This window comes from Actinosynnema sp. NPDC049800, from assembly GCF_040656635.1.
GTDB lineage: Bacteria > Actinomycetota > Actinomycetes > Mycobacteriales > Pseudonocardiaceae > Actinosynnema.
The window spans coordinates 422,243-448,129 of record NZ_JBFAMT010000002.1; the positions used below are offsets into that span (position 1 = coordinate 422,243).

Here is a 25,887-nt window from a genome sequence, read left to right on the forward strand (position 1 = left end):
TCGGCCGTAACGCGGTGACCCCCGACGATTCGCCTGGAGTACACCTGCTGTACCGGATATGGGTCGACCCACTCTCTAGCGTGCGCGCCAGATCACCCAATGCGACCGAAGCCAACGAATAACCCCAGGTCAGGGGCGAGTCAGTCCTCGCGGCCGAGCAGGAACCGGCCGAAGTGGGGCACGGTGAACGCGATCTGCCCACGTTCGGCCGAGTACACGAGCCCCTTCTTGATCAGGCTGTCCCGGGCGGGCGACAGCGACGACGGCTTGCGGCCCAGGTGGTCGGCCACCTGCGCGGTGTTCACGCCCGCGTCCTTGCCGTCGGTCAGCTCCGCCATCGCCCGCAGGTACTCCCGCTCGGCCGGCGTCGCCCGCTCGTAGCGCGACCCGAAGAACCCGACCGCCAGCTCGGCGTCCGCCTCCGGCGCGGCCACCGAGACGTCCACCGCGGTGATCGGGTCGGCCGGCGCCGCGTCCCACGCCGCCTTGCCGTAGGCCTGGATGAAGTACGGGTAGCCGCCCGAGGCGTCGAACAGCGCGTCCAGCGCCTCCGGCTCGATGCCCGCCTCCTCGCGGTCCACCGGCGCGAGCACGGCGCGGTCGGCGTCCTCGCGGCTGAGCCGGTCGATCCGCACGTACCGGAACAGGCGCTCCGAGTACGACTTCGACGCCGACAGCACGGCGGGCAGGTGCGGCAGCCCGGCGCCGACCACGACCAGCGGCGCGCCCGACTGCGACAGCTCGTGGCACGCCGCGCACAGCGCCGAGATGTCGTCCGCCGGCACGTCCTGCATCTCGTCGATCAGCAGGGCGACGCCCGTGCCCACGTCCTGCGCCAGCTCCGCGACCTCGGTGAACAGCTCGACCAGGTCGATCTCGATGTCACCGGAGTCCGCCCGGCCGACCGCCGCGGGCACGTCGATGCCCGGCTGCCACCGGTCGCGCAGCTTCGCGTCCTCGGGGTTGGACCGCAGCGCGAACGCCTTGAGCACCCCGAGCACCGACTCCACCCGGTCCGGCGCGCGGTGCCGCACGGCCAGGTCGCGGATCGCCCGGTGCAACGCGGCCGACAGGGGGCGGCGCAGCCCGGCCTCGGGCCGTGCCTCGATCTTCCCGGCGCCCCAGCCGCGCTTGAGCGCCATCGACCGCAGCTCGCCCAGCAGCACGGTCTTGCCGACGCCGCGCAGACCGGTGAGCACGAGGCTGCGTTCCGGCCGGCCGCGCGCGACCCGTTCGAGCACGACCTCGAACGCGCCCAGCTCCTTGTCGCGCCCCGCCAGCTCGGGCGGCCGCTGGCCCGCGCCGGGGGCGAACGGGTTGCGCACCGGGTCCATCCTCGGAAGGTATCGAGGTGTCTAGAGCCGATCCAATACTCAAGCCGTGTCGTCTGGTATTCGTGGATCTAGTGTTTGAGCTATATAGCGCTATCGAACGGGATGGACGGTAGCGTCGTGCCATGGCTGAGGTGGTGACGAAGGGCGTCGGCAAGGTCGAGCGGACCGCCGACCGCGCCGAGGTGCACGCGAGCTTCGAGACGCAGGGGTCGACGCGCAACGAGGCGGTGGAGCTGCTGACCGCGCGGATCGCCGGGGTGGAGCCCGCGCTCGGACGGCCGGGCGTCGAGGTGCGGTCGCGGCAGCTCAACGTGCACGACAACTGGGACGGCAAGCGCCGTTCGGGCAGCCGTGCCACGCAGAACTACGTGGTGCGGATCGACGACGTGGCCGGGCTCGACGGTCTGCTCGGCGCGCTCGTGACCGCCGAGCCGACGTGGTTGCACGGGCCGACGTGGCAGCTCAAGGACGACGTGGACGCCGTCCGCGAGGCGCAGCGCGAGGCCGTGCGCGACGCGCGCCGGCGTGCCGAGGGCTATGCCGAGGCCCTCGGCGCGCGGCTGGGGCCGCTGCACCGGCTGACCGACGGCGACGCCGAGACGTGGGCCGCCGAGTCGCACCGGATGATGGCGGCCGGTTACGGCGGCGCGCCGGGCGTGCCGCCGCAGATGGACCAGCTCAACCTCGAGGCGCAGCAGATCGTGGTCACGGTCCGCTGCACGGCCGCGTGGACGCTCCTCGACTGACGCCCGACGTGCCCCGAGCGTTCGACCCGGGGGCCCGAACGTGGGACACGCGGGTCAGCTGCTCGATTTCGGTTGGGACAGCTCGACCACGACCGAGCGGTTGCGGGCGGCGGCGTCGGGGATCAGGTCGCCCGCGTTGTCGAGGTCGACGGCCAGCGGCGAGGTGAAGCCCGCGCCGAGCACCTCCGTGAACGCCGCCCGGCTCACGCCGAGCTCCACCAGCGCCGACACCACCCGCTGGGCACGTCGCCGGGTCAGGTCGGCCGCCGCCTCGGCCGACGCCGAGCTGGCCGTGCGGGCGATGACCCGCGCGGTGGTGCGGCCGTCGAACTTCTTCGCCACCTCGGCCAACGCCTCGCGCGCGCCCGGCGCGAGCTCGTCGCTCCCGGCCTTGAACAGCACGGAGCTCGGCAGGTGCACCAACGCGTCCTGGTGCACGACCTGGCCGAGGTCCACGACCGGCACCTCGGCCCGGCCGATCGACGCGCCACCGGGCACCGGCTCGGTGTCGTGCGTGCAGCTGTTCGCGCCGAACTTCGCGCAGACCCCGAGCCACAGCTGGACCAGCGCCTCCTTCGCGCCCGGCGGCAGCTGCGGCTGGTCGCCGACCACCTGGCCGAGCCCGGAGAAGATCACGTCCTTGCCGGTCAGCTCGGGCAGGGCGTCGTCCGGCACCGACGCCACCACGGCCGCGACGTCGAGGTCCAGCCCGAGCCGCGTCAGGTCGAGCGGGTCGGTGGTCTGCAACCCGCTGCTGTGCAGCACGAGCACCGCCGGCCCGTCCGCCGACGCCATGTCCGCCAGCACGGACAGCGGGTCGAGGTCGGTGCTGGTGCCGCCGAGGCCGCTGAGCTGACCGGCCAGCCGGGTCATGTTCTGCTCGAAGCCGAGCTCGCGCAGCGACGCGTCGCTCTCGATGTCGTTGCCGTCTCGGATGGTGAAGTCCTCGTCCGAGTACGCGCTGCCCGAACTGTCGCCCTGCCGGTACACGACGACCCTGGTCGCGCCCTGGTCGACGGCCTCCGACAGCCGGTCGACGACCGTCCTGGTGAGCTGGACGCGGGGCTCGTTGGCCGACGCGGTCACCCCGATGCGCAAGGTGGTGGCTTCGCGGGAGCTCTCCCCGCAGGCAGCACAAGACGCCGCCACCAGCACGACTGCGGCGAAGAGCCGTGAGTGGTTCATGCATTGGAAACGGAACGAGAACGCGTTGTGTTACCAATAACACCCGTTCGGCCTAATATCGGGCCTACCGCTCCACGATCGCCGTAACGCCCTGACCACCCGCCGCGCAGATCGAGATCAGCCCGCGACCCGAGCCTCGCTCCGCCAAGAGCTTCGCCAGCGTGGCCACGATCCGCGCGCCGGTGGCGGCGAACGGGTGCCCGGCGGCCAGCGACGAGCCGTTGACGTTCAGCTTCGACCGGTCGATCGGGCCGAGCGGCGCGTCCAGCCCGAGCCTGCCCTTGGCGAAGTCCGCGTCCTCCCACGCCTTCAACGTCGCCAGCACCTGCGACGCGAACGCCTCGTGGATCTCGTAGAAGTCGAAGTCCTGCAACGACAGCCCGGCCCGCGCCAGCATCCGCGGCACCGCGTACGCGGGCGCCATCAGCAGGCCCTCCCCGCCGTGCACGTAGTCGACCGCCGCCGTCTCGGTGAACGTCAGGTAGGCGAGCACCGGCAGGTTCCGCGCCGCCGCCCACTCCTCCGACGCCAGCAGCACGGCCGACGCGCCGTCGCTGAGCGGCGTGGAGTTGCCCGCCGTCATGGTCGCGCCCTCGCCGCGGCCGAACACCGGCTTGAGCTTCGCCAGCTTCTCCACCGACGAGTCCGGCCGCAGGTTCTGGTCCCTGGTCAGGCCGAGGTGCGGCGTGACCAGGTCGTCGAAGAACCCGCGGTCGTAGGCGGCGGCGAGGTTGCGGTGGCTGGCGGCGGCCAGTTCGTCCTGCTCCTCGCGCGCGATGCCCCACTCGCGGGCGGTGATCGCCGCGTGCTCGCCCATGGACAGACCGGTGCGCGGCTCGCCGTTGCGCGGCACGTCCGGCACCACGTGCCTGGGCCGCAGCTTCAGCGCCGCCTTGAGCTTCGCGCCGGCGCTCCGCGCCCGGTTGAACTCCAGCAGCACGCCACGCAGGTCCTCGTTCACGCCGATCGGCGCGTCGCTGGTGGTGTCCACGCCGCCGGCCACGCCGACCTCGATCTGCCCGAGCGCGATCTTGTTCGCCACCGCGATCACGGCCTGCAACCCGGTGCCGCACGCCTGCTGCACGTCGTAGGCGGGCGTCTCGGCGGACAGCCTGCTGCCCAGCACGGCCTCGCGGACCAGGTTGAAGTCGCGGCTGTGCTTGAGCACCGCGCCCGCGACCACCTCGCCGAGCCGTTCGCCCTGCAGCCCGAACCTGCTGACCAGGCCGTCCAGGGTGGCGGTGAGCATGTCCTGGTTCGACGCCGTGGCGTAGGGGCCGTTGGACCGGGCGAACGGGATGCGGTTGCCGCCGAGGATGGCTACGCGGGCCATGGCGTCCTCCAGAGTGGTGGGCGTGGGCACTTCGTGGGCAATGTTACCTACTCATCAGTAGACTTACTAGCGAGTAGGGAGTGTGATGTCCCCATGGATCGTTACCAGTCGTTCGCCAGGTCCGGCCTCGGGCGGTTCGTCGTGGGCAAGCTCGGCCTGCCCGATCCCCACCCGCTGCGCCGCCACTCGCCCGACGAGCCACCGCTGGCCGGGCCCGTGCTGATCGGCGGTGGCGGTCGGCTGGCCGACGCCGTGCGCGCGGCGGTGAAGTCCGCGGGCCTCGACCTCGACGACCCGGGGCACGGCGGGCGGTACGGCGCGCTGGTGTTCGACGCGTCCGGCATCGACTCGGTCGAGCGGCTGCGCGAGCTGCACGAGTTCTTCCACCCGGTGATCCGGTCCCTCGGCCCGTGCGGCCGGGTGGTCGTCTTCGGCACGCCGCCGGAGCGGGCCGAGTCCCCGATCGCGCAGCGCGCGCTGGAAGGCTTCACGCGCAGCGTCGGCAAGGAGCTCAAGCGCGGCGGCACGGCCCAGCTGGTGTACGTCGAGCCCGGCGGCGAGGGCGCGATCGAGTCGACCGTGCGGTTCCTGCTGTCGGGCCGGTCGGCGTACGTGTCCGGGCAGGTGGTGCGGATCGGGCCGGCCGACGTCGAGGTCCCCGCCGACTGGGACCGGCCGCTGGCCGGGAAGGTCGCGCTGGTCACGGGCGCGGCACGCGGTATCGGCGCGGCGATCGCCGAGGTGCTGGGCCGGGACGGCGCGACCGTGGTGTGCCTGGACGTGCCCGCGCAGGGCGACGAGCTGTCCGCGGTGGCCAACCGGGTCGGCGGCACCACGCTCCAGCTCGACATCACCGCGCCGGACGCGCCCGCGCGGATCGTCGAGCACCTCGTGCGGCGGCACGGCGGCGTGGACGTCGTCGTGCACAACGCGGGCATCACGCGTGACCGCACGCTCGGGCGGATGGACGCGGGCCGGTGGGACTCGGTGGTCGCGGTGAACCTGGCGTCGCAGGTGCGGGTCAACGAGGCGCTGCTCGCCGCCGACGCGGTGCGACCCAACGGGCGGATCGTCGGCGTGTCGTCCATCGCGGGCATCGCCGGCAACGTCGGCCAGACCAACTACGCCACCACCAAGGCGGGGGTGATCGGCATGGTCGACTCCCTGTCGCGGCAGGTCGCGGGCCGGGCCACGGTGAACGCGGTCGCGCCCGGCTTCATCGAGACCAGGATGACGGCCGCGGTGCCGCTGGTCATCCGCGAGGCGGGCCGGCGGATGAACAGCCTGTCGCAGGGCGGCCTGCCGGTGGACGTCGCCGAGGCCATCGCGTGGTTCGCGCACCCGGCGTCGGCCGGGGTGAACGGCAACGTCGTGCGCGTGTGCGGGCAGAGCCTGCTGGGGGCGTGATGGCGAACCTGACCCTGCTCTACGCCAAGGCCGCGCTGACCGGGTTCACCCGGCGGGGCGACGAGCTGCCGCGGTCGTCCCTGGACGTCGAGGTGACCGTCGACCCCGAGCACCTGGCCCGGTACGCCAAGGTGTGCGGGTTCGGCGTGCGCGACGAGCTGCCGATCACCTACCCGCACGTGCTCGGCTTCGAGTCTCAGATCAGGCTGATGACCGGGCCCGGCTTCCCGTTCCCGCTGCCCGGCCTGGTGCACGTGGCCAACCGGATCCGGCAGCACCGGCCGTTGCGGGTGTCCGAGCCGCTGTCGCTGCACGTGGCGTTGGCGGACCTGCGGCCGCACGAGCGCGGGCGGCAGTTCGACGTGGTGACCACGGTGTCGGTGGACGGCGAAGAGGTGTGGGTCGACGTGTCGACCTACCTGCGGCGGGAGGGCGGCGCGGCGAAGGAGCAGGCGTCGCGCGCCGAACCGCCCGCGCCGACGGCCCGGTGGCGGCTGCCGGGCGACCTCGGCCGGCGGTACGCGGACGCGTCCGGCGACCGCAACCCGATCCACCTGCACCCGGTGACCGCCAAGGCGTTCGGCTTCCCCCGGGCCATCGCGCACGGGATGTGGTCGAAGGCGCGGTGCGTGGCCGCGTTCGAAGGACGGCTGCCCGACGCGTACGAGGTCGACGTGCGGTTCAAGGCGCCGGTCCTGCTGCCGGGCGAGGTCGACTTCTCCTCCGCGCCCACCGGTGACGGGTGGCGGTTCGCGCTGTGGTCGAGTCGGCCGCACCTGGAAGGCGGGATCAGCGGCTGACGTTGTCGGCCAGCGTGCGCAGGAGGACGCGCAGCCGGGCGGTGTCCTCCTCGCCCAGGTTCATCGCCTCGCCCATCGCGGGCGGCACGTCCTTGGCGCGTTCACGCAGCTCGTCGCCCTCCTCGGTGAGCACGAGCCGGACCGAGCGCTCGTCGTCCGGGCGGCGTTCGCGGCGGATCAGGCCCGCCGCCTCCAGGCGCTTGAGCAGCGGGGACAGCGTGCCGTAGTCGAGCTGGAGCGCGGCGGCGACGTCCTTGACCGGCACCGGACCGCGTTCCCACAGCACCAGCAGCACCAGGTACTGCGGGTAGGTCAGGCCGAGGTCGTCCAGCAGCGGCCGGTACCGCGCGGTGACGGCCCGCGAAGCCGCGTAGAGCGCGAAGCAGAGCTGGTCGTCCAGCTCCAGGCTGAAGTCCCGCATGTCCGTCGTCCCTCCACTTGTGATCGAGACCACGATACACCTGCACCCATTTAGATTGTGCACGATGTAATCGCGAGCTATGTTTCGGGTTGTCAGGTTCGACCGCACGACATCGAGGAGCCCGAGATGACCGTCCTGGAGCCGGCCGCCGCCGAGTTCGCCGCCGCGACCGCCAACCCGCCGTACCTGTTCGACCTCGGCCCGGTGGAGGGCCGGCAGGCCGTGGACGGCGTGCAGGCCGGCGAGGTGTTCAAGCCCGAGGTGGACGAGGAGTGGGTGACCGTCGGCGAGGTGCCCGTCCGGATCGTCCGGCCGGCGGGCGCCACCGGCACGCTGCCCGTCGTCCTCTACGTCCACGGCGCCGGCTGGGTGTTCGGCAACGCGAAGACGCACGACCGGCTGGTGCGCGAGCTGGCCGTCGGCGCGGGCGCGGCCGTGGTGTTCCCCGACTACAGCCTCTCGCCCGAGGCGCACTACCCCGTGGCGCTGGAGGAGAGCTACGCGGTCGCGCGGTGGATCGTGGCCGAGGGCGCCGCGCGCGGGCTCGACGCGTCGCGCCTGGCCGTGGCCGGCGACTCGGTCGGCGGGAACATGTCGGCGGCGCTGACGCTGCTGGCCAAGGAGCGCGGTGACGTGGCGTTCAAGCAGCAGGTGCTGTTCTACCCGGTGACGGACGCGTCGTTCGACACGCCGTCGTACCGCGAGTTCGCCGAGGGCTACTTCCTGCGCCGGGACGCGATGCAGTGGTTCTGGGACCAGTACACGACGTCCGAGGCGCAGCGCGCGGAGATCACCGCGTCACCGCTGCGGGCCACGGTCGAGCAGCTCACCGGCCTGCCGCCGGCGCTGGTGATCACCGCCGAGGCCGACGTGCTGCGCGACGAGGGCGAGGCGTACGCGAACAAGCTGCGCGAAGCGGGCGTGCCGGTGACCGCGGTGCGCTACCAGGGCGTGATCCACGACTTCGTGATGCTCAACGCGCTGCGCGAGACCCACGCCGCCGAGGCCGCGATCAGCCAGGCGGTGGCCGTGCTCAAGGGCGCGCTGGCCTAGGCGTCGCCCTCCGGTCCCGGGCCGGACCGCCGTGACGGCGGGTGCCACACGTCGCCCGCCACCAGGTCCCCGAAACCCATCCACACCAGGTTCATGAGCCGGGCGGCGACGACGCCGGCCGGCTCCTCGGGGTTGTCGAGCCACCAGTCGGCCAGCGACTCGCCCGCGCCGACCAGTGCCGCGGCCAGCGACTCGGCCTCCTTGTCGCCCGCCCGCGGCACGTTGGTGAAGTCCGACGAGTGCACCAGCAGCGCCGCCACCAGGCTGATCGCCCGGCCGCGCATGTCGGCCAGCTCCTCGGCGAACGGACCGCCCTGCGAGGACGCCTGCCGGTGCAGGACCTGCCAGCTCGCGCGGTTCTCGCCGACGAACCCGAAGAACGCCCGCAACCCGCTCCACAGCTGGACGTCCGGCGGCTCCTCGGCCTCGACGCCGTTCGCGATCGCCTCCATCATCCGGGTCGCCTCACGGCGGATGCACGTGGCGAACAGCTCCTCCTTGGACCCCAAGTAGGCGTACAGCATCGGTTTGGAGATGCCCGCGACCTCGGAGATCTCGTCCATGGACGCGGCGTGGAACCCCAAGCGCGAGAAGACGTCCACCGCCGCGTCCATGATCTGCCGCTCGCGCACCGCGCGTGGCAGTCTCTTGGCCCGGCCCGGGCGAACCGGTTGCTCTGCGTGCATCGCACCCCCTGGATGGCTGGGACAAGATTACTCCGCGCCCCTTGCCGCCTTACCTACTCGCCAGTAGGCTTACCTGCCAGTAGGTAGCGGAGGTGTCACACATGACCATCGACCTCACCACCGAGGCGATCGCGAAGCTCAGCCCGCAGGAGCTGATCTCAACGCTCAAGCAGGTCGACCCGGGCGACCCGGCGCTCAAGGACGTCGACATCGACGTCATCGCGCGCGGCATCGACCCGAAGAAGCTCGGCCGGGACGAGTTCGCGGACCTGCTCGACGCGCTGGGCGCGCTGGCCGACGGCGGGGCCGACCTCGACCTGGCCAAGATGGACCCGCAGAACTTCGCGCGGATCATCTCGCGCGCGTCCAAGGACCAGATCGAGGCCGTGACGTCGCGGCCGGGCCTGCGCGAACGCGTGCTGGACGAGGTGTTCCGCCGCATGGAGGCGCACTTCCGCAGCGAACGCGCGGGCGCCACGCGCGCCGTCGTGCACTTCCGGCTGACCGGCGGGTCCGACGGCGACGACGTGTACGAGGCGATCATCGAGAACGCCGAGTGCACGATCAACAAGGAGCAGACCCGTGACCCCAGGGCCGTTGTCACGTTGGGACCGGTGGAGTTCCTGAAGCTCGCGACCGGCAACGCGTCGGCCCCGGTGCTGTTCATGACCGGCAAGCTGAAGGTCAAGGGCGACCTGGGCTTCGCGGCCGGGTTCATGAGCTTGTTCAACATTCCGAAGGCGTGAGGGGACCATGGGCGGTTTTTCGCTGGAGCTCAACGAAGACCAGGTTGACCTGCGCGAGTGGGTCCACGGCTTCGCGAAGGACGTGATCCGGCCCGCGGCGTCGGAGTGGGACGAGCGCGAGGAGACGCCGTGGCCGGTGATCCAGGAGGCGGCGAAGATCGGCCTGTACGGGTTCGAGTCGCTGGCCACCTGGTTCGCCGACCCCATCGGCCTGTCGCTGCCGATCGCGACCGAGGAGCTGTTCTGGGGTGACGCCGGCATCGCGTTGGCGTTGATGGGCACCGGGTTGGCGGCGGCGGGGATCTTCGCGTCCGGCGAGCCCGAGCAGCTGGCCGAGTGGGTGCCCGAGTGCTTCGGCACGGAGGACGACCCGAAGCTGGCGGCGTTCTGCGCGTCCGAGCCGCAGGCGGGCTCCGACGTGGCCGGGTACCGGACGCGCGCCGTGTACGACGAGGCCACCGACGAGTGGGTGCTCAACGGGCAGAAGGCGTGGGCGACCAACGGCGGGATCGCCAACGTGCACGTCGTGACTGCGGTCGTGGACCCGGCGCTGGGAGCGCGTGGCCAGGCGGGCTTCGTCGTGCCGCCGGGCACGCGCGGGCTGTCGTCGCCGGGGAAGATCCGCAAGCACGGGATGCGGGCGTCGCACACGGCGGACGTGTTCCTGGACGACGTCCGCGTGCCCGGCCGGTGCCTGCTGGGCGGCAAGGAGAAGCTGGACGCTCGGCTGGCGCGTGCCCGTGAGGGGCAGAAGGCCGGTGGTCAGGCGGCGATGGCGACGTTCGAGACGACCCGGCCGACCGTGGGCGCGATGGCCGTGGGCGTCGCGCGTGCGGCTTACGAGTACTCGCTGGAGTACGCGAAGGACCGGTCGGCGTTCGGCCGGAAGATCATCGAGAACCAGTCCATCGCGTTCGACCTCGCGAACATGAAGATGGAGATCGACGCCGCGCGGCTGCTGGTGTGGCGGGCGGCCTGGATGGGTCGCAACAACGTCCCGTTCACGGCGGGCGAGGGGTCGATGTCGAAGCTCAAGGCGGGCGAGGTGTCCGTGTGGGCGACGGAACGTGCGATCCACATCCTGGGCGGGGCCGGTTACACGCGCGAGCACCCGGTCGAGCGGATGCACCGTGACGCCAAGATCTTCACCATCTTCGAGGGGACGTCGGAGATCCAGCGGTTGGTCGTGGCCAGGGCCATTTCCGGCATGTACATCAAGTGAGTTGATCTCCCCAGGCCGTCATCAGGCCGTCTGGGAGGTGGACGGGGTCTTCGGGACGCGGAAGACCCCGTCCACTGCTTTCCGGGCGCGTTCGTGGCTGGACGGCATCAGGTGCGTGTAGGTGCGGAGCGTGAAGCCGGGATCAGCGTGACCCAGGTACTCGGCCAACTCCTTGATGGAGACGCCTTGCGCCAAGAGGACGGACGCGTACAGGTGCCGCATGGCGTGCATCCCGTCCTGCCGCTTGGCGTAGGTCAACCCGGCCTGCTTGAACGCGGGCACCCACACGACCTTGTTGAACAGGTCGCCGTTCCACGGCTTGCCGTCCTCACGGACCATGAGTAGATCGACCGTGACCGGGTCGCCGTTCGGCCGGTCCCAGGGCAGCGTCACCGACGTTGGCGGAAACATCTCCAGGTAGGCGTCAACGGCCGCCAGGACGCCTCTCGACAAAGGTACCTGGCGCGTCTTGTTCCGCTTGGGCAGCGAGAACACCAACGTGCGGTTGATCATCCTGACCTGCCGTTGGACGTTGATCACCATGGCGTCCCGGTCGATGTCGTCCGGCGAGAACGCCAGGATCTCGCCCTGCCGCAGACCACAGCCAGCGCCGAGCGGCGCCGTGATCTTGAAGCGCGGGTCCAGGACCATCTGAAGCTTGTGGACCCGCGATCCCGCCCACGGCACGACCTTGCGTGACGACCGCTGAGGCCGCTTGATGCTGTTGACCTTGCACGGGTTGCGGTGGATGCGCCTGTCGTCCACCGCAGAGTTCAGGATTGAAGACAGCGTCTCGAACAGCACGGCCTGATAGGTCGGCCCCAGGCCCTTCTCCTGCATGTCGCCCAACCAGTCCCGGACGAGCTGAGGAGTGATCGCGCCGACCTGGCGGTGCCCGAAGAACGGGTACACCTGGCTGCGGAGCCGACTCTCGATCGTCTGCCTGGTGGCCGCGTCCGCCGAGTAACCCTTCAGCCAGCTCTCCGCTTGCGCCTTGAACAGCACCTTCCCCGCGTTGGGGTCGATGTACTTCCCCTCGCGCTTGTCCGACTCCATTTCGATCAGGAAATCTTCGGCCTTCTTCTTCTGGCGGTCCGGAAAGCTCTTGGACCGCTCGACGCCGTCCGGGTCGACGTACCGGACCTTGTACCGCAGGCCGACGCCGTACAGCGAGGTCTTGACCCTGGTGACCTGCTCAGTCACCGGGTCCTTGACCTCCTTCCACCAGCGATCTTGGACATGCCCCATGGCACACCTCTCCCGTGTGTCGAATTGCCGAAACTTCTAGGCCGCGTCGAGGTCCAGGCCCTCGAACCACTCGCGGACCTTGGCCGGGTCCCACCGCAGGTGTTTGCCGACCTTCCGAGCCGGAGGCCCGTAGTTCTTGCTGCGCCAGCCACGAATGGTGTGCACCGGCACGCCGAGGAAGGCTGAGAGATCGTCAACGCCCCACAGCCGGTCGAACTCGTTCCCGCTCATTGCCGTCCCCCTCCCCACGTCTCAGGCCGCTTGTGGAACTGCCGAACGATCGGGCGGTGCACCGCTGGCCGCCAGCAAGGCCCGGTCGTACTCGGCCTTCCACGTGACCCGTTGGGCTATGGCGTGCATGAGCAGGTGCGCCCGAGGTGGCACGTTGGGGTCGCCGGGCCGGACCTTGTGCCAGACGAGCTGGGACGTGTCGGGTTCCGGCTTCTCGATGCCCACGGCCTTCAGCGCTTCGATGACGAACCGCTTCCGGTCCGCCCGGTGATCAGCCAGCGTCTTTCCCGACCACTTGCGCGAGACGAGCACCCGTCGACCAGGCAGGCCGAGCGTGGTCCGCCGATGTGCCCGCCCCTTGCAGTGGCCCGGAGTGGTCCGGGAGCCGACGCCGCGCGGTTGGACGCCGTAGAGGAGCCAGACCGGGCAGCGATCGGAGCAGGGCGTCACAGCGAGCTCGTCCGCTAGTCGGTCAGCGTGCCGACGCTGCCGGTCGGTGGACTGCTGGACCACTTCACCGATGGACTTGGTGAGGTACTTGGTCAGGTAGCCGATGTGCCGTCCGGCCTCTTCCGAGCCGCCGAGGATGCCCTTGGAGTGCACCTGACGCCCGAAGGTCACCACGTGCGCCGGTTCGTCCACGGCCTCGACCGCGTCCGCCCAGGCCGTCAGCGGCTTGCGTGTGTCCGGGTCGACGAACGCTTCCTCCCGCGCGTCCCAGACCGGCAGGTGGTCACCGCCATAGATCCGCTCGTCATGGTTGGGCCACCACACCTGGTGGTAGGTGGCCGCCGTGACGAGTCGGACGGTCTCGTGCGGGATGGAGCCGCGGACTGCCGCATGCAGGTGCGGCGCCGCTCGCTTCTGCGGCTCGACCGTGGCGAAGTACTGCACATCCCACCCGACGACCCGCCGCAGGTTCTGCCACCACCGGTCCACCAGCGAGGCGAAGTGCACCGCGTCCCGAGCCGCCCGCCGGTAGTTGTAGGTGTCCGGGTCGACCGGTGTGCCGTCGTCACGCACCCGCCCGTAGGTGTCCAGGGTGAGCGTGACGAACATCGACGGCCGGAACCCTCCCGCGTACTCCCTACCCACCGTGCGCTTCTCCACCCGCCGCCGAGGCAGGTTCGGAGCGTCCTGCCGCCGCTTGGTCGACCGCTTCACCGGCCGCTTGCCAGGTGCGTCAGGGGAGGGGAAGCGACCCCGCACGCCGAGTTGCCGAAGTTCCGTGTCGACGCTGTGGATCTCTTCCCGCAGCTCGTCAGCGTCACCGGCCGCCCCAACCTCAACCGCCTCCCGGTACGCCTTGACCAAGTCGGCCCGGAACGTCAACAGCGCCTTCTGGTCCTCAGTCGGCGCGGTCGGGGTGAAGTCGGGTTCCTCGCCCATGTGCCAGCCCTCACGGCACTGGGCCATCCGCAACGCCTTGGCCTTCTTCGCACACGGCGCACAGACGCTCTCCACAGTGGAGCCGCACGGCACCGCGACGTAGCGCACTTCGTACGTTGCCCGGTCCTCGACTTCCATCGTGAACGGCCGCACGCACACGCCGTGCTGCTCCGCTGCAGCCTTGGCCACGTCCAGCGCCATCGGCTGGCGCATCCGTTCAGCCCGCGTACCAGTCGTCACGCCGCCACCCCCTCGGCACCCTCCGGCTTGGTCGGGAACGGCCGTACCTCGGCAGGCCGGAAGTAGTCGCGCAGCGTCGCCAGGTCAGCGTCAGTGACGTGGAAGGCCCGAGCCCGGTCCGGCTCCCGCTGCCCGTCCTGCTTGACCCAGGCGACACCGGGCGTGTTCTCGCTGATCTCGTGAGCCGCCGCCCCTCGCTGGCGGACACCATCACCAAGGACCATGTCCACCTGCTGTGGCTCATCGAGCCGCAGGGCAACGCGGGTGCTGAACAGGTGCCGGAAGGAGACGACCTCCTTGCGCGGGTCCTGGACCAGGCCGACGATCACGTACCCCGGAGCACGCCCCTGGGAGGCGATGGTCTGCACAGCTCGCGCCGCACGCTCCCGGAGCTGCTTGTCCGTCTGATAGGCGATCACGTCCGCCAGCTCGTCCACGATGAGCACGGTCAACGGCTCACCGGTGTCCCGAGCCCACAGCCGCCGAATGCCCCGGTACCGCGCCGCCCGCTCCTTCACCTCAGCGGCGATCTCCTCCAGCAGCTCGACCGCTTCGACGCCGTTGCCGAACACCAAGCGGTCGAAGGCATCGGGCACCTGGCCCAGCTCCATGCCGCCCTTCGGGTCGATCCCGACCAGGCGCACGAGGCCCGCCCGAACCGCCGGCGCGAGCTGCCACACGATCGACCACAACACCGAGCCCTTACCGGCACCGGGCACGCCGACCACGAGGAGCTGAGACCCGAGCAGTCGCAACCGCCACGGCTTGCCCGTCTCCGTCCGCCCGACGACTACCCGCTTGAAGTCGACATCGGCCGAGCCTTCCAACGCAGGCACCGGCACCGACCGCACGAGCGGGTCAGCGTGAACGAAGTCCAGTTCGAGCAGCCGAGGCCGCAGCACCCGGACCCGGCACGAGCGAGCGCCGAACGAGTGCGCCAGGTTGTCCCGCCGCAGCTCCCACGCCTCAGGTGACTGGGCCGGGATCATCCGCACCCGAACGCGGTCCCGCCATCCCTCGGACCGGACGCGCCGCAGCTTGGGCCGGTACTCGCGCCCACGGTCACGCTTGGCCAGGTCCGACAGCCGCATCACCGACCGCCACTTCGGGACGTAGACCGTCGCCCGCCGCCACTCGGTCACCAGCCGGTACCAGCCGTGCCGCAGGAACGACCCACGATCCAGACCGGCCCACAGCACCAGAGCCGCGACCAGCGACAACAGCGCCAGCACCAGCGGTGAGAGTCCGAACCTCCACCAGCACCAAGCCCCAGACGCGGGCACCAGCGTGACAACGGGATAGCGCACGACAACGAGCACCAGGCGCACGATGCCGACCAACACCAGCCACACCAGCGCCACCAAGGCCGCGATCCACTTGGCCTTGCCCGGCACCAACATCCACCACGGCACCCGAGGCCGCACACCCTCGAACGGAGCCGGGTCCACCCACTTGCCGCCGTTCACAGCACACCGCCCACAGCGACGCTGAAGATCAGCGGCAGCCACCCCAGGCAGGCGCAGCAGTCGAGCTGGTTCGGGGCGTAGACGCCGAACCGCTTGCACGACTGGCAGCGCCGACCGTTGGGCAACTTCCATAGACCGGCGGGGCGTCGACTTGACGTACGTCCCCCGCGTACCGATACCCTCGACATGACTGGAATCCCTTGTGTGTCAACAAAAACGCATGGCAAAGCCAGTCAGGTGAGTCGCAGGGAGACAGCCGAGCCCGCCAAGACCTGGACCGTCTCCCCGCGACCGCACCCACCAGCCGCAGACTGTTCAGTTGTCATCAAGGCGTGCGCCATCACCACGCGACCGCATCGGTCACGCGTTCCCGAGCAGCGCTACAGCGTCCTACCGACGAGGCGTGAGCGACTCGGCCCTATCCGGTCGCCGCCTCAGACGAGCGTCCGAGCGGAAGTCGCTCCATGCCTGCGCGCCCACCGGTGTCAGCCGGTACAGGTACGGCCCAGGGGACGATGAGACAGCGCCCGACATCCGAGCCGCGTGGCCGGCCGCGACCACATCCCGCACAACCATGCGGACAGTGCGCACGTTCAGCCCCGACGCGACCGACAGATCCCTGACCGACCAGATCCGTAGCCGCTGCCCGACCCATGCGGCCATCACCTCGGCCAGAGCACCCGCCGAGTAGCCAACGTTCCCGGCCGTACGCGCGACGCCCTCCCGGAGGTGCGCTCCCATCACCACCCGGTCAGGCCGCTCCCCACTCATGACGTCGGCCAGTTCGACTCGACCTCGAACAAGTCCTCGAACCGCACCTCGATCGGCGCGAACGCCGCCAGCGCACCGGCGATGAACGCGGCACCAGGCCGCAGCTCACCCGTCAGCACCCGCGAGATGGTCGAGCGATTGACACCCATCGCAGGTGCCAACGCGTAGTCAGAGGTCAACGCCGACCGCCGCGCCGCCCGCTGGAACTCCGCCACCCGCAGCCGCACCGTGTACTGACTGCCCCGACCGGACGGCCCAGGAGCACCCATCACCTTGGGCTTGGGACCCGCCGTCATTCGCCGCTCCCGTCATGACCAAGGGCACCAGGAGCCAGCGCCTTCGCGATCTCCTCACCCTTCTCCCGCTCCCGCTTTGCCCAGTACAACGCCTCGTGGTGATGCCCACGGTCGATCTCCGCGACCCGCCCGTACACATCGGCCGAGCCCAGGTAGAAGTCACGCCACCGCTCCCGATCCGCCGCCGGCGCGGGCATCACCTTCACCAGTGCCTCATGCGCACCCTGCAACGTCGTGACAGCTCGCGCCCTGCGCCACAGCTCGTCTTCCGAAACGCGCTGGTCCTTGCTCATGTCCCGTCCTCGTCCGGGTTGACACGGGCACGCTCGATCCGCGCCCGACGATCGAACTCCTCGGCAGCGACGGCACAGGCATGACGAGCCCACAACGGCACGCCCAGATCAGCGGCCAGGATCCGCCACGCCCACGCCACCGCCGCGTAGCTGTCAGCCAGCCGAAGCACCGGTAACCGACCGTCCGAACCGGACGCCGCGAACAGGGCTTCGGTCTGCTCCGCGTACGCGAGGTTCCACCGGGCGACCGCCTCACGAGACGGCCGCGCCACCTCAAGCCGCCTTCTGCTCGCCCTGGGGCTTCTCCGCACGCTTCGGAGCAGCGCCCACCTGCGGCGACACGATGCCCGTGGCCCGGATCGTGAACCCCTGGTACTTGTACCGATCCCCCATCACCCGCGGCTCAACCGTCAGCCCCTCGAACGCCACCGGCCGCACCTCGACACCGGGCATGACCTGCACAGCCTGCGGCGGCACCGGCTGTGCGTCCGCCAGGATCGTCACCGTCACCGACGCGTCCCGCTCCTTCTCGGCGGACGGATCGGTCACCACGACCTTCCACTGCCGCTTGCCCGTGCGCTCGTCCACGCGCTGCTTGGCCTGCCGACCGCGCCCCTTGTCCTCCGTGCTCATGTACTCCATGTCCGGCGCGACCTCACCGACCATCAGTGCCCCTTGGGGGAAGACCTGGTCGAATGTCGCCTCGAACCGAGTGCCATACGGAACCGCCACCAGCCACCTCCGTCACCTTGCCAGCCTGCCTATGCGGGCTAGCCATGTCACGAGAGTAAGACAGCTTGGCTAGCCAAGTCAAGCAAGTGGTGAACATCAGCCGATCGAGCTAGCTCTCTAGGCGGTCTAGCCAAGTGTGAACCGACGCTGCGAACATGTGCGAACTGACGCTTTGCGCCGCTTTGCACTGGACGACACCAGACGAGGAGTCATGGCACTCGACCCGGATGACCCGCGACCGCCATACGTGCAGGTCGCGAACGCTCTGCGCGCCGCCATCCTGACCAAGGTCTTCAAGGCGGGCGACAAGCTGCCGTCGCGCGCGGAGCTGGCGAAGAAGTACGACGTCGCACCGATGACCGTGCAGAGCGCGCTACGCGAGCTGCGCGACGAGGGCTTGATCGTCTCCCGACAGGGCAGCGGCGTGTTCGTCCGCGAGCGCACCGAGCGCCCGGTCGGCCTGCGCCCGCACGTAGAGCAGGCGTTCACATCCGACCGCGTGACGATCGACTTCGCCGGGTTCTCCGGCGAGACCCTTCACGGCATCCTCCAGGAGCCACTGGACAAGATCCGCATCGGCCGCCTCACCCCAGAGACAATCCACGTCCGCATCCTGGTCCCGGACCCCACCGTCCCGTGGTCGGTGCCGTGCACCGTCGAGGACCGCTCCGACAGCCCGGCCTTCCGCGAACGCGCCGCCGAGATTATGCGCCGCCATACCCTCGCCATTGTGGACAACGTGACCGAGCTGGGCGAACTGGGCCTGGTCAAGGACGCCACCGCAGAAGTCCGCGTCCACCCAGCCGCACCACTCTTCAAGCTCTACCTGATCAACAACAACGAAGCCTTCTTCGGCTTCTACCCCGTCCGCGAGCACGTCCTGTCGCTGGGCGGACAACCTCAGGCCATCTACGACCTGATGGGCAAGGACGCCGTCCTCTTCCACCACTCCGTTACGGACGACGACACCAGCACCGGCAGCCAATACGTCGACCAGGCGCGCACCTGGTTCGACAGCCTCTGGACCACCGTCGCCACGGACTTCAAGCGATGACCGGCAATCGGCCAACTGACGACCCGACTGCTGCGCGCGAGATTTTGGCTCACTCTGGAATTGTATTGCTGGATTTCGACGGACCGGTTTGCTCCGTGTTCGACGGGATTTCCGCTAGAGATGTCGCGCATCAGCTGCGAGCGTTTCTCATAGCCGATCACCAGTCACCTTTTGAACTAGCCCACCTTGAAACCGATGACCCCTTCGAAGTCCTTAATCATGCACGCTCATTTGGCATTAAGCACTCCGCCATCGTCGAAGAGAAGTTGTGCTCACTCGAGCTAGAAGCGGTTGCTACCGCGAGACCTACCCCAGGAACCGAGCAATTGATCAAAGAGTGGCATGACACCGGCCTTTGTGTCGCTATTGTGAGCAACAATTCAACGGCAGCCGTTTCGGCCTACATGGAAACACATTCTTTGATGACTTTTGTGCAAGGTATCTTCGCTCGCACAGGAGCCAACTTCGACAACCTTAAGCCGAGTCCTTATCTCGTAGAAACGGCGTTGACCGCCCTCAATGCACCCTCCAGTCAGGCCGTGCTTGTAGGTGACTCAGTTGCCGACATCAAAGCAGCCCGGGCCGCAGGGGTCAGGTCGATCGGTTATGCGAACAAGAGTCACAAAGCCGAACAGCTTGCCGCAGCTGGCGCTCACGCGGTCATCTACGACATGGCTCAGCTAGCCACGCTAGCTAAGTAGCGCAGGGTCAAGACTTCGCGGGAGGGTGTAACGTTTCCACCGAGTGAACCGAAGAATGCGGTAACAGTGATGCAACTCGGGCGAGATGAGACAATGCGCGTACTGGGTATCAACGGAACCAAAGACGGCCTCTACTTGGCGGTTGCGGATCATGGCACGGTCATCGACGTTGAGCCTTACGTTCTACAACTGCCCGCAGGACTCGACCCCGGTCGTCAACTTCCCGCATTCAAAGGTTACGCCGAAAAGTTCGTCGAAACCCATAAGATTACCCAGGTTCGCTTGCTACAAGCCGAACCATCATACTCGGCTTCATATATATCGTTCGTCGACAGGGTGTCGATGGAGACCCTGTTCTTGCTCGCCTGCACAGAAAAAGGCGTCGACTTCCAAAGACTGACAAGAAGCCGCGTCCGGTCGATCCTCGAACTAGAGAAAAGGGGTCCACTAACAAAAGCCGGTGAAGCAATTAATCCTAAGGTAGGGCCTCATTGGGCAAATAAGCGTGATCTTGCTGCACTGGCAGCACTCGCAGGAAGTCGGGAGGCATCGTGATTCTTAAGGGCGACCGCCTCGACAAGCCGACTTACAGGCTAATTCAGACAATGCCAGAAGAGGCCAGCCAATCAGTATGCTACAAATGCTGGCATGAAGTGTTTGAGTGCGAGGTAGTCCAGAAGACGGTCAGTTTGCTCGGAGTAGAGGATGCCGCAGCCAACGAACCGAGCCTTTTGAATACAATGCACCACAAGCACATTACACGAATTCACGACGCACAATGGGATCCTGAGAGCAAGAACCTTAAGGCAATCACTTTTGTGATGCCGTACTACGAGGGTGGCAGTCTCAATTCGAAGCTACAACAGGACGGTCCATTCAGCCTGGGACAAGCGATCGATATAGCTTGTCAAGTGCTTGATGCACTGCACTATTTGCATGTTGATCGACGGATCCTACATCGGGACATAAAGCCTGGAAACGTTCTTTTGTCGAACGATACGAAGTCTGCGTACCTCGCCGATATGGGTTGCGCTGTGTATATGGACGAATCCGGCACCGCAGGAGCTCGTGGCGGAACGCTTCTCTACCGCGCTCCGGAGTACTACAACGGACGCTATACCATCAAAAGCGACCTATACAGTGTCGGCCTGATACTGATCGAAATGCTTAAAGGAAGCTTCCCATACGCCAGTATTGACGTAGACGACGTTGAAGATCGCTTGAAGTCGGGAAAGCGACCGCTTAAGCAAGAACTTCTAGAACTCGGTCCGCATGTGCCCGGGCCACTCCGCAGGTTGGCCGATCGGTTGCTTGACCCGAATGAGACTCGACGGCCTAACTCCGCTCAGGAAGTGCAGCGCGAACTAGAGAGGATTCAACACACGGACTGGAGATTCGATCCATCAGCTACAGATTTGACTTGGACCGGATCCCGCAGCAATAGATACGGCACCGCGACCCGGCAATACAAAGTGACTGCCCGCTCAATAGTATCGGGCGCTCACACCGGCAAGGTGGAACTAGTCGCCCGCTGGCGAACAGGTGAATCTGGGACCTGGCGAGTTATCTCAGGGTTGCGACGCCTCATTGAGGCAACAGATTCTTCTGCATGGAAGAATTTCTTCAAGGAAGTCGACTCGGCTGCTGCCCACCGTGCGGCCAGGCGTTGAAAAATGCCACGGACAGGCCTACCTATTGATGGGTAGTCGCCGTCATGGTTCGTGGGGTACGAGACCACAAAACACGCTCGATCCAGGTGGTCTTCTACTTCGAAAAAACCATCATCACATAGCGTCCACAATGCGCGCGTAACGCCATTCACTCTCAATCCTACATCGGGATCTGGGCAACCTTTCAGGTCTGGTAGGCCGCTGTGCGCAGGTACAGCCTTACCCAGTTCAACTAGAACGGCATGCAGGTGTCGATGATCGCGCGCGTCCATCCGTTCCAACCGGCCGAGGACTGCGAGGTTCGCTATCACTTCCTGCATAGTCATCACACTCATGGCGGGTCCTATCGAGCGGATGCGGCGGCTGCTGCACATAGAATCGGCCCGTACCCAAGATCGTTACACATAGCTACATAAAGATCAGCCTCGATCCATCCTCCGTCCCGTACCAAGCTTGATCGACAAGACTCGAACATCTGTACGAAGGTACCTCGACATGCTCTTAGTCACAAGGCCGTAGCAGGTGCTTCGTATCGATACCACCCATTAGTAGTCCTGCCGAACTTGGCTCTAGGGGATCAAGGCGTGCGCCGCCTGCGGCGGCGCACGGTGCGGGGCGACGCACGTTGGCACCGACTCCCCGCATCACGGCACGCCGGGCTCCCGCTTCGCTCCGCCCGTCGGCCGTGCGCGGAGTCGGTGCACGTGGTCGGGTGGCGGCGCGCCACGACGGACGCCAGGACGACGAGCTTCCAGCGGCACAGGTCGGGACGATCGCGCGGTCACGCGGCTTGGTCGAGCTGGGCACGGCGATCGACGCCCGCCGACGCTCCGCGCCAGCGGCCAACGGGAGTGTCCGGGCATAGCGGAGGGCACCACCTCGGCACGTGAAGCGTCGCAGTTGGCGACGATGTGCCGGGGTGGTGCCCATTGTGAGTGATTGACTAGCAGGCCGTCTCCAGGCCGTGAGAGGTCGAGAAGGGTTGGTCAACGACGATGAACGTTGACCAGGTATGCGCAGGTCAGGCGACCATTCCAGGTGATGTGGGCAGGTCAGGGCTACCCCGGCGCAAAATCTTCACCATCTTCGAGGGGACGTCGGAGATCCAGCGGTTGGTGGTGGCCAGGGCCATTTCCGGGATGTACATCAAGTGACGTGACGTCCCAGGTTCGCCTGGGTCCAGGCGGGGTCTTCGGGACGCGGAAGACCCCGTCCACTGCTTTCCGGGCGCGCTCGTGCTCCGCGCGAGTCGTGGCACTCATTCGGCCGCCTTCACCCAGTCGGAGATGTGACCATGTGCGGCATGTCCCCAGAGCCGTTCTTCAACGTCGTCCGTGACGGCGAGTCCGGCCCGCACGCCTGCCCTTGCTGCGGCTTCCTCACCCTCGGCGAACGGGGCGGCTACGAGATCTGCGACGTCTGCTTCTGGGAGGACGACGGCCAGGACGAGCACGATGCCGACCAGGTACGAGGAGGCCCGAACCGAGGTCTCAGCCTGACCCGGGCCCGCGAGAACTACGGCCGGGTCGGCGCCGCCGACCCGACGGACCTCAAGCACGTCCGACCGCCGAAGCCCGACGAGTACCCGCCTTCCTGGCTGCCAAGCCAGTCGGGGTGACGGGCCCTCAGCGCGTCACGTTCGTCGGTGGTCGGCAGCAGCACGTCCGCGCCGCCGTCGTAGGGGTGGTGGATGCGGCGCAGGTCCAGGTCGGTGATCATCACGTTGGCCTCGGCGTCGTCCGCCACCTCGCGCAGCAGGGTGTCGATGGCGCCGTTCGTCCACGGGATCCGCTTGGCGTACAAGTGCCAGTACGACGGGTAGTCCAGGTCCGGGTCCACGCAGATCGTCGTCCAGTGACCGGTCCCCGGCTCCGGATCCTCGCGCCACCGCATGGTGATCACGTAGACCTCTCCGCCGGCGAACAGCTCGTCCAGCACCGCGTTGTAGCGGTGCGGGGCGATGGCGTACTCGTCCTCGGTCCCGGGGTACCGCTTCGACTCCGGCAGGCTGTGGAAACGCACCCAGCGCTCGGGGTACGCGTGCTTGAGCCGGTGCGCCTCCGGGCCGCACCGATCCCACTGCCGGTCCCACCGGCGCGACAGGTCGGACACCGGTGGCACGGATTCCCGCAGCCAGTCGTCCAGGTGCCCGCGCACTTCCTCCGCGGCGAGGTCGGGGCGCAGCTCGGTCCTGGCACGCCAAGCGGGGCCCGTCAGCTCGACGACCAGCGCCGTCCCGGTCGTGGCGGAGTGCAGGGCGGGCACGATCGCCTGCCTCAGCCACCGGTCCTGGTGCTCCTGCACCCACTGGCACGCGGCGTCGGCCCACGGGCGCTCGTTCATCGGTCCACTCCGTGATCCTCGACGGCCGGGTCGGCTTGGGCGCCTCGTCGGGTGCGTCGGGCTCGATCGTCCTGAGGCCGAGGTGCCGGCCGAGTTCTACCAGGGCGTCTTCGGCCGCCGGTGGACGCGGGGTGAAGGACCTCGGCGTGGCCAAGGCCGAGGTCCTTCGCAGATGAACGTCAGCGACCGGCTTCCGCCAGCCACGCCCGTTCGGCCGTGGTGTCGGGGACCTGGGTCTCCCAGCCGTTGACCGTGGCGATCAGCTGCCAGTAGCGCTCGGCCCTGGGGTCGCCGAACTCCTCCAACCGGCGGGACAGTTCCGGGCCGACCGGGAGGTCCAGGGCGGACGCCCACCTCTCGTTGATCTCGGCGACGATCGCCGCCGCCTCCGGCGAACGCGGGTCGATGCCCGCGTCCACCGCCTCGCGCGCCCGGGCGAACGCGTGCTGGAACGCCTCCATCTGCGCCGGCGAGTACGGCGCCAGGTCGGCGCCCTCCGCCCGCATCTCCTGGTGCCGCTGCGACATCCGCCGGATCGACGCCCGGAAGTCCGGGTCGCGCACCAGGTTCACCAGCTCGATCCACGCCTCCAACTGCTCCGGCGACGGGTCGTCCGGCAGGTCGACCCGGACCGACCGCATGCGCTCCAGGAACGCCTGGTCCATGTCGAACCCGCCGAACACCTCGTCGAAGAAGTCGTCCAGGATCGCCTGCCGCTCCTCCGCCGACAGCCGCGCGAACTCGTGCACCATCTCCACCTCCCCGTTCCGAGCCACGACCCGCAGCACGGCCCGGCGCAGCCGGAGCGTGCGCATCTGCGCGTCGATGGCTTCCGCGTGCGTCCGGGCCACCTCGGCCACGGACACCTCCCGTGCCAGGACCCGTTGCGCGGTGGGCAGGTCGACGCCCAGTTCACGCAGGGTCCGCACGAGCTTCAGCCGCGCCAGCCCGTCGACGTCGTAGGTGCGGAACCCGCCCACCGTGCGCCCCGCGACGGGGATCACACCGGAGTCGGAGTAGAACCGGATCGTCCGCGTGGACAACCCGGTCAACCGCGCCAGTTCGCCGATCGAGTAGTGCGTCACGGGGACCACCTTGAATTCTCCAGTCACTGGAACTTCAACCGATTAACGCGCTCGTCCGGCACGATTGCACCTCGTGCTCGACCACTTCGCCCCCTACTTGCCCGCCGGTGTCGCGTTCGCCGTGCTCATCGTCCTGTGGCTGGTGCTGCGGCTCGCCCGGCCCTCGCGCGGGACGACGCCGACGTCGACGCCACCGGTGGTGCTCCGCGAGAAACAGGTGGTCGCCGACGTCAAGGGGTCGATGGGTCGGTCGCTGGTCAAGTGGCTGGTGCTGGCCCTGCTGCTGGCCGCGGCCACCGGGTACGGGCTCTACCGGCTGCTCGGCCGACCGGCGCTGCCGTCGTCCACCAGCTTCACCACCGCCGAGCTGCTCGACCTGCTCAAGATCGGCCTCGCCGTGGTCGGCGGGCTGGGCGCGGTCGTCGCGCTGGCCGTCGGGTACCGCAAGCAGCAGGTGTCGGAAGCCGCGCACGTCATCGCCACCCGGCAGGAGCAGCGGGAGCGCACGAAGTTCTTCAACGAGCGCTACGGCAAGGCCGCCGAGCAGCTCGGCCACGAGAGCTTCGCGGTGCGCCTCGCGGGCGTGTACGCGATGGTCGGCCTGGCCGACGACTGGCCGGAGCAGCGCCAGACCTGCGTGGACGTGCTGTGCGGCTACCTGCGCACGCCCTACCCCGAGGAGGACCGCACGGAGCGCGAGGTGCGCCAGGAGATCATCAACACCCTGCTCGACCACACCTGGAAGGACTCGTGGACCGTCGGCGGCGTCGAAATGGACTTCCACGGCGTCGAGTTCGAGGACCTGGACCTGTCGGAACGCCGGTTCGTCGGCACCTTCAAGTTCGACAACGCCGTCTTCCGCGGCGCGCGCACCGACTTCGCCCGTTGCCGGGTCACGGGCACGCTCAGCTTCCGCCGGGCGCGGTTCACCGCCGCGGTCACGTCGTTCGAGGACCTCTCCGCCCGGTCCGCCACCCTCGACTTCGGCGAGGCCGAGTTCACCGGCGAGGTCGCCGACTTCTCCGCGACGGACCTCACCGCCGGCACCGTCGACCTGACCGGCGCGGCCCTGCGCGGCACGACCCTCACGTTCGCCGGGCTCGTCGGCACGAGCGCGACCATCGCCCTCGACGGCGCGGAGCTCAGCCGCTCGACCGTGGACCTGTCGATGGTGAACCTGCTCTCGGGCAGGGCCGACTCGGTGATCGGGCTGCGTGGAGTGGAGGCGCGGGAGTGCGCGTTCCGGTTCGACGGCAGCCACTTCCGGCAGACCCGGGTCAAGCTGCTCGACGCCGGGTTCACCCGCTGCGCGGTCACCGCGGAGGGCACCGAACCGGAGCACGTGGCGGAGGTGCTGAGAGGGATCGGTGACGCGGAAGGGCCGACGCCCGCGGTGGACGCCGGCCCTTCCGGTTCAGCCGATCGGTAGGTCGGT

General features: G+C 68.5%; 28 protein-coding genes. 12 read left to right on the top strand and 16 right to left on the bottom strand.

What is annotated here, in order from left to right:
• Positions 1-140 precede the first annotated feature (140 nt).
• Positions 141-1,334 carry a DUF8462 domain-containing protein gene (locus AB0I91_RS04830; protein ID WP_498771637.1) on the bottom strand — a complete coding sequence of 398 codons (1,194 nt, stop codon included), beginning with the start codon at positions 1,332-1,334 and terminating at the stop codon, positions 141-143.
• 122 nt (positions 1,335-1,456) lie between these two features.
• Between AB0I91_RS04830 and AB0I91_RS04835 the strand changes: the two genes are divergently transcribed.
• The gene (locus tag AB0I91_RS04835; RefSeq protein ID WP_498771635.1) at positions 1,457-2,080 is read left to right on the top strand and encodes an SIMPL domain-containing protein; all 624 of its coding nucleotides are present in this window, start codon (positions 1,457-1,459) and stop codon (positions 2,078-2,080) included.
• Between the two features lie 54 nt (positions 2,081-2,134).
• On the opposite strand, the gene AB0I91_RS04840 is transcribed toward AB0I91_RS04835, so the two are convergent.
• Both AB0I91_RS04840 and AB0I91_RS04845 read right to left on the bottom strand, forming a co-directional pair.
• A complete protein-coding gene (locus tag AB0I91_RS04840) occupies positions 2,135-3,265 on the bottom strand; it encodes an OmpA family protein (protein WP_499607824.1) in 1,131 nt (376 codons plus the stop codon).
• A 64-nt stretch (positions 3,266-3,329) separates the two neighbouring features.
• Complete coding sequence (locus tag AB0I91_RS04845) at positions 3,330-4,598, bottom strand: acetyl-CoA C-acetyltransferase (protein WP_498771631.1); 1,269 nt, start codon at positions 4,596-4,598, stop codon at positions 3,330-3,332.
• 93 nt (positions 4,599-4,691) lie between these two features.
• Here AB0I91_RS04845 and AB0I91_RS04850 point away from each other — a divergent pair, with 93 nt between their 5' ends.
• Both AB0I91_RS04850 and AB0I91_RS04855 read left to right on the top strand, forming a co-directional pair.
• Positions 4,692-6,005, top strand: coding sequence for a 3-oxoacyl-ACP reductase (locus AB0I91_RS04850; protein WP_499607821.1), 1,314 nt, complete (start codon positions 4,692-4,694; stop codon positions 6,003-6,005).
• A complete protein-coding gene (locus tag AB0I91_RS04855; RefSeq protein ID WP_499635244.1) occupies positions 6,005-6,805 on the top strand; it encodes a MaoC/PaaZ C-terminal domain-containing protein in 801 nt (266 codons plus the stop codon). Before AB0I91_RS04850 ends, AB0I91_RS04855 begins: the two co-directional genes overlap by 1 nt.
• Here AB0I91_RS04855 and AB0I91_RS04860 read toward each other — a convergent pair.
• Positions 6,795-7,226, bottom strand: a complete 432-nt coding sequence (locus AB0I91_RS04860) for a MarR family winged helix-turn-helix transcriptional regulator (protein WP_498771625.1) — start codon at positions 7,224-7,226, stop codon at positions 6,795-6,797. The genes AB0I91_RS04855 and AB0I91_RS04860 overlap by 11 nt on opposite strands.
• A gap of 126 nt (positions 7,227-7,352) precedes the next feature.
• Here AB0I91_RS04860 and AB0I91_RS04865 point away from each other — a divergent pair, with 126 nt between their 5' ends.
• Complete coding sequence (locus AB0I91_RS04865; protein ID WP_498771623.1) at positions 7,353-8,279, top strand: alpha/beta hydrolase; 927 nt, start codon at positions 7,353-7,355, stop codon at positions 8,277-8,279.
• On the opposite strand, the gene AB0I91_RS04870 is transcribed toward AB0I91_RS04865, so the two are convergent.
• Complete coding sequence (locus tag AB0I91_RS04870; protein WP_498771621.1) at positions 8,276-8,965, bottom strand: TetR/AcrR family transcriptional regulator; 690 nt, start codon at positions 8,963-8,965, stop codon at positions 8,276-8,278. The genes AB0I91_RS04865 and AB0I91_RS04870 overlap by 4 nt on opposite strands.
• A 101-nt stretch (positions 8,966-9,066) precedes the next feature.
• Between AB0I91_RS04870 and AB0I91_RS04875 the strand changes: the two genes are divergently transcribed.
• Positions 9,067-9,711: an SCP2 sterol-binding domain-containing protein gene (locus tag AB0I91_RS04875; RefSeq protein WP_499607813.1), complete on the top strand. Its 645-nt coding sequence runs from the start codon at positions 9,067-9,069 to the stop codon at positions 9,709-9,711.
• Between the two features lie 7 nt (positions 9,712-9,718).
• Positions 9,719-10,933, top strand: coding sequence for an acyl-CoA dehydrogenase family protein (locus tag AB0I91_RS04880; protein ID WP_499607811.1), 1,215 nt, complete (start codon positions 9,719-9,721; stop codon positions 10,931-10,933).
• A gap of 21 nt (positions 10,934-10,954) precedes the next feature.
• Here AB0I91_RS04880 and AB0I91_RS04885 read toward each other — a convergent pair whose 3' ends face one another.
• The 9 genes from AB0I91_RS04885 to AB0I91_RS04925 form a co-directional block, all read right to left on the bottom strand.
• The gene (locus AB0I91_RS04885; RefSeq protein ID WP_499635248.1) at positions 10,955-12,136 is read right to left on the bottom strand and encodes a tyrosine-type recombinase/integrase; all 1,182 of its coding nucleotides are present in this window, start codon (positions 12,134-12,136) and stop codon (positions 10,955-10,957) included.
• A gap of 81 nt (positions 12,137-12,217) precedes the next feature.
• Positions 12,218-12,412: a helix-turn-helix transcriptional regulator gene (locus AB0I91_RS04890; RefSeq protein WP_184926377.1), complete on the bottom strand. Its 195-nt coding sequence runs from the start codon at positions 12,410-12,412 to the stop codon at positions 12,218-12,220.
• Positions 12,413-12,433: 21 nt separating this feature from the next.
• The gene (locus tag AB0I91_RS04895; RefSeq protein ID WP_499635340.1) at positions 12,434-14,014 is read right to left on the bottom strand and encodes a replication initiator; all 1,581 of its coding nucleotides are present in this window, start codon (positions 14,012-14,014) and stop codon (positions 12,434-12,436) included.
• Positions 14,015-14,037: 23 nt separating this feature from the next.
• Positions 14,038-15,453 carry an FtsK/SpoIIIE domain-containing protein gene (locus AB0I91_RS04900; RefSeq protein ID WP_499635251.1) on the bottom strand — a complete coding sequence of 472 codons (1,416 nt, stop codon included), beginning with the start codon at positions 15,451-15,453 and terminating at the stop codon, positions 14,038-14,040.
• Positions 15,454-15,503: 50 nt separating this feature from the next.
• The gene (locus AB0I91_RS04905) at positions 15,504-15,632 is read right to left on the bottom strand and encodes a hypothetical protein (RefSeq protein WP_499635254.1); all 129 of its coding nucleotides are present in this window, start codon (positions 15,630-15,632) and stop codon (positions 15,504-15,506) included.
• Positions 15,633-16,274: 642 nt separating this feature from the next.
• Positions 16,275-16,574 carry a transcriptional regulator gene (locus AB0I91_RS04910; RefSeq protein WP_498771611.1) on the bottom strand — a complete coding sequence of 100 codons (300 nt, stop codon included), beginning with the start codon at positions 16,572-16,574 and terminating at the stop codon, positions 16,275-16,277.
• Positions 16,571-16,867 (bottom strand): AMED_5909 family protein, encoded by a 297-nt coding sequence (locus tag AB0I91_RS04915; RefSeq protein ID WP_499635257.1) that lies wholly within the window; start codon positions 16,865-16,867, stop codon positions 16,571-16,573. Before AB0I91_RS04915 ends, AB0I91_RS04910 begins: the two co-directional genes overlap by 4 nt.
• On the bottom strand, positions 16,864-17,139 hold the full coding sequence (locus tag AB0I91_RS04920; RefSeq protein WP_499635260.1) for a hypothetical protein: 276 nt from the start codon (positions 17,137-17,139) through the stop codon (positions 16,864-16,866). The genes AB0I91_RS04915 and AB0I91_RS04920 overlap by 4 nt, the downstream gene beginning before the upstream one ends.
• Before the next feature lies 1 nt (position 17,140).
• Entirely contained in the window at positions 17,141-17,599 is a 459-nt protein-coding gene (locus AB0I91_RS04925; RefSeq protein ID WP_499635263.1) for a hypothetical protein, read from the bottom strand.
• A gap of 211 nt (positions 17,600-17,810) precedes the next feature.
• Here AB0I91_RS04925 and AB0I91_RS04930 point away from each other — a divergent pair, with 211 nt between their 5' ends.
• The 5 genes from AB0I91_RS04930 (at position 17,811) to AB0I91_RS04950 (ending at position 22,642) form a co-directional block, all read left to right on the top strand.
• On the top strand, positions 17,811-18,653 hold the full coding sequence (locus tag AB0I91_RS04930; RefSeq protein ID WP_499635266.1) for a GntR family transcriptional regulator: 843 nt from the start codon (positions 17,811-17,813) through the stop codon (positions 18,651-18,653).
• On the top strand, positions 18,650-19,354 hold the full coding sequence (locus AB0I91_RS04935; protein ID WP_499635269.1) for an HAD family hydrolase: 705 nt from the start codon (positions 18,650-18,652) through the stop codon (positions 19,352-19,354). The genes AB0I91_RS04930 and AB0I91_RS04935 overlap by 4 nt, the downstream gene beginning before the upstream one ends.
• A 93-nt stretch (positions 19,355-19,447) precedes the next feature.
• Positions 19,448-19,909 carry a hypothetical protein gene (locus AB0I91_RS04940; RefSeq protein ID WP_499635271.1) on the top strand — a complete coding sequence of 154 codons (462 nt, stop codon included), beginning with the start codon at positions 19,448-19,450 and terminating at the stop codon, positions 19,907-19,909.
• Complete coding sequence (locus tag AB0I91_RS04945) at positions 19,906-21,024, top strand: serine/threonine-protein kinase (RefSeq protein ID WP_499635274.1); 1,119 nt, start codon at positions 19,906-19,908, stop codon at positions 21,022-21,024. Before AB0I91_RS04940 ends, AB0I91_RS04945 begins: the two co-directional genes overlap by 4 nt.
• A gap of 1,303 nt (positions 21,025-22,327) precedes the next feature.
• Positions 22,328-22,642: a CPCC family cysteine-rich protein gene (locus AB0I91_RS04950; RefSeq protein ID WP_499635277.1), complete on the top strand. Its 315-nt coding sequence runs from the start codon at positions 22,328-22,330 to the stop codon at positions 22,640-22,642.
• Here the strand turns inward: AB0I91_RS04950 and AB0I91_RS04955 are convergent.
• Both AB0I91_RS04955 and AB0I91_RS04960 read right to left on the bottom strand, forming a co-directional pair.
• Positions 22,540-23,367 carry a DUF3885 domain-containing protein gene (locus AB0I91_RS04955; protein ID WP_499635279.1) on the bottom strand — a complete coding sequence of 276 codons (828 nt, stop codon included), beginning with the start codon at positions 23,365-23,367 and terminating at the stop codon, positions 22,540-22,542. The two genes, AB0I91_RS04950 and AB0I91_RS04955, sit on opposite strands and share 103 nt — an antisense overlap.
• A gap of 179 nt (positions 23,368-23,546) precedes the next feature.
• Positions 23,547-24,452, bottom strand: a complete 906-nt coding sequence (locus AB0I91_RS04960) for a helix-turn-helix domain-containing protein (RefSeq protein ID WP_498771598.1) — start codon at positions 24,450-24,452, stop codon at positions 23,547-23,549.
• A 73-nt stretch (positions 24,453-24,525) separates the two neighbouring features.
• On the opposite strand from AB0I91_RS04960, the gene AB0I91_RS04965 reads away from it, so the two are divergent.
• Positions 24,526-25,881 (top strand): pentapeptide repeat-containing protein, encoded by a 1,356-nt coding sequence (locus AB0I91_RS04965; RefSeq protein ID WP_499607802.1) that lies wholly within the window; start codon positions 24,526-24,528, stop codon positions 25,879-25,881.
• Positions 25,882-25,887 lie beyond the last annotated feature (6 nt).